A 3,533-nucleotide genomic window follows, 5' to 3' on the forward strand; every position below is an offset into this window, starting at 1 on the left:
TCGACAGACTTTAAGAGAGACAAAGGGTCCCTGGCAACAGCACATCAACATGATGCTGAATATTCCATTTACCACAAATAATACATTGTTGTAACCAACAATCATCTAAAACAATCATCGACATACCCTTGGATGTTCCGAGCTTTGGAACATCCGGGATTAAAGAACCTGGTTCTTATGCCGGTTAGTGAATGGTTCGGTTTGAGAGCCGATGAAGGGCGTGCCAAGCAGCGAAATGCCCCGGGAAGACGCAAGGAGTCTGTGATCCGGGGATCCCCTAATAGGACCTCCCCACGATTTATCGTGAATCCGTAAGGATGGGGAACCCCCCGAAGTGAAACATCTCAGTAGGGGGAGGAAGAGAAATCAATTGAGATTACGTTAGTAGAGGCGATCGAACCCGTAAGAGTCTAAACTGAATCCCGCAAGGGAGATGTAGTGTATGGCCTTCATTATAGTATGTGTTTATCTAATGAAAGTAGCTTGGAATGGCTTACCTTAGAGGGTGACAGTCCCGTACGTGGTGATAAACACAGCTTAGAAGTGTCCTGAGTAGCGCGGGTTGGAATTCCCACGTGAATATGGGGGTCACCTAACCTCCAAGACTAAATACTCCTCAAAACCGATAGTGAAATAGTAGCGTGAGCGAAAACTGAAAAGTATCCCTAAAAAGGAAATGAAAAGTGCCTGAAACTAACCGGTGATCGTGTGTTACGGCGTGCAAGGATCTTCTCTTCGAAAGAACCCGTCGCGAGGCGGTAGTATGAGTAGAGTTGCCGACGTCGTAACTTACGTTTTGAAGAACGGGCCAAAGAGTGTATTCCGCTGGCGAGGTTAACCGCAAGGGCAGCCGCAGCGAAAGCGACAAGCGCGTAGTTTACCTGGCGCGGCGTACTAATAGTGCGCGGAGTCAACGGGATACGACCTGAAACCTGGTGATCTATGCCTGAGCAGGTTGAAGCGTGCCGAAAGGTGCGTGGAGGACCGCATGCGGTATTGATATGCAAATCATTCGCGTGACTTGGGTATAGGAGTGAAAGATTCATCGAACCGGGTGTCAGCTGGTTCCTCTCGAAACATGTCTAAGCATGACCTCGACCGAGAATGATAGTGAGGTAGAGCACCTATTAGAAATCCCGGGGAAGAAATTCCTCGCTTTCTTGTAAAACTCCAAACTCCCTATCTTTGTAGACGTCGGGCAGTCCGGGCTACGGGGTAAGCTTGTAGTCCGTAAGGGAGACAACCCAGACCATGGTTAATGCCCCCCAATGTAGGCTAAGTGTCAACACTGAATGAAGTCCTAGGTCAAAGACAACTGGAAGGTGAGCTCAGAAGCAGCTATCCTTTAAAAAGTGCGTAACAGCTTACCAGTCAAGATTTAGGGCGCAGAAAATGGACGGGGCTCAAGCCTACTGCAGATACCATGGCGCACGTTTTTGAACGTGATCGAGTAGAGAGGCGTCCTGTATGGGCTGAAGCAGGGGTGTAAGTTCCTGTGGACCGTATAGGAATGAGAATTTTGGCAGTAGTAGAAGCAAAGAATGGTGAGAATCCATTCCGCCGAAGGGGCTAGGTTTCCTCGGCAATGTTCGTCAGCCGAGGGTTAGTCGGTCCTAAGCTGCACCATAACTTGAGTGCAGCAAAAGGGAAACAGGTTAATATTCCTGTACCGTGCGTTAATAATACTGACGCATCGGGTTATACATAGCGGGACCGTCGTCCCGTCCAATCGTATAAACTCTTGGAGTACCGTAATGGTGAGAATTGAGTGAAAGCGTGATGGCGTAAGTGTGTAAACACCTGGTGCCCGTGAAAAGGTAACGCAATGTCCGTACCGAGAACCGACACAGGTGCCCCTAGTTGAAAAGACTCAGGCGTGTCGGAATTATTTGTGGTAAGGGAACTCGGCAAAATGGCTCCGTACCTTCGGAACAAGGAGTGCCTGCCTAGTGATTAGGCAGGTCGCAGTGACCAGGGAGCTCTAACTGTCTAACAACAACATAGCAGACTGCAACTCCGTAAGGACTAGTATAGTCTGTGAATCCTGCCCAGTGCGGGTATCTGAACACTGATTACAATCGGACGAAGGACCCGTAAACGGCGGGGGTAACTATGACCCTCTTAAGGTAGCGTAGTACCTTGTCGCTTAATTGGCGACTTGCATGAATGGATTAATAAGGGCTCTACTGTCCCTACCACAAATCCGTTGAACCTTTTATCCTTGTGCAGAGGCAAGGGACTCCCATCGGGAAGTGAAGACCCCATGGAGCTTTACTGCAGCCTGTCGTTGACTTACGGTATTACATGCGCAGCGTAGATAGTAGGTGTTAATGCTCATATTCCGGTATGAGTGGAGCCACAGTTGAGACACTATCCTTGTTCTGCTGTAATTCTCACTCATCTTTCATGGTGAGGACATCGGTAGGTAGGCAGTTTGGGTGGGGCGCCACACCCTCGAAAAAATATCAAGGGTGCCCTATGGTCAACTCATGTGAGTCAGCAACTCACAGGAGAGTGTCAAGAGCATAAGTTGGCTTGACGTGATTTCGCACAGCAAGAAATCACGAGTGGAAACACGGGTCTAACGAACCAATACGCCTTTTTGGTGAGGGCTATTGACTACAGAAAAGCTACCCTGGGGATAACAGAGTCGTCGCCGGCAAGAGCACATATCGACCCGGCGGCTTGCTACCTCGATGTCGGTTCTTTCCATCCTGGCTGTGCAGCAGCAGCCAAGGGTGAGGTTGTTCGCCTATTAAAGGGGATCGTGAGCTGGGTTCAGACCGTCGTGAGACAGGTCGGTTACTATCTGATGGGAGTGTTCGAAATCTGAGAGCAAGAATGAAATAGTACGAGAGGAACTTTCATTCGTCACCTCTGGTGTATCGGTTGTCTGATAAGGCAGTGCCGAGCAGCTACGTGGCACGAGATAAAAACTGAAAGCATCTAAGTTTGAAACTTCGCTTGAAAAGAGATTTCGTTACAGAGCACCGGTAAAAGACCGGGTTAATAGGCTTGGGATGTACGCACGAAGGCAACGACGTGTTCAGTCCGCAAGTACTAACGCTCAAATCCAGATTCTTTATGAACTGGTATGCCTCGACATTGTGCAGGATGAATTGGTAACGTCAATGGAAATGTGTGGTAGATGGACTTCGGCATCATATGATTGTGCCTTTGTTCTTTTGAGAACCTGTCTACTTCTGCTTACAAACGACGTATCCGCTGTGCCCAGACGTTATCCGAATGCAAAACCTATTGAAGGTATATCCTTTATAAACAGTAACGGCATATATGTTATGCCAGATTACTGTGCTAAGTTGGCGGAGCGGCCACGCGGTTGCCTGCAGAGCAACTCTACTCCCGTTCAAATCGGGAACTTAGCTTGGGGGATCATGCGGCCATAGCAGAGAGGTTCCACCCGGACCCATTCCGAACCCGGCAGTTAAGCTCTCTTGCGTCGGTCATTGTACTGAGATATGCGAATTCTCGGGAACTGGTCAACGCTGCACCCCCCCTTATTCTTTTGCAAT

The 3,533-nt window shown here is 48.9% G+C and carries 2 rRNA genes; both read left to right on the plus strand.

Features of this window, described 5'->3' with window-relative positions:
• Positions 1 to 163: 163 nt before the first annotated feature.
• Positions 164 to 3,082 (plus strand): 23S ribosomal RNA (locus H575_RS06405).
• A 311-nt stretch (positions 3,083 to 3,393) separates the two neighbouring features.
• Positions 3,394 to 3,515 (plus strand): 5S ribosomal RNA (rrf, locus tag H575_RS06410).
• Positions 3,516 to 3,533 lie beyond the last annotated feature (18 nt).

It is taken from the genome of Methanocorpusculum bavaricum DSM 4179 (genome assembly GCF_000430905.1).
GTDB classification, from domain to species: Archaea; Halobacteriota; Methanomicrobia; order Methanomicrobiales; family Methanocorpusculaceae; genus Methanocorpusculum; species Methanocorpusculum parvum.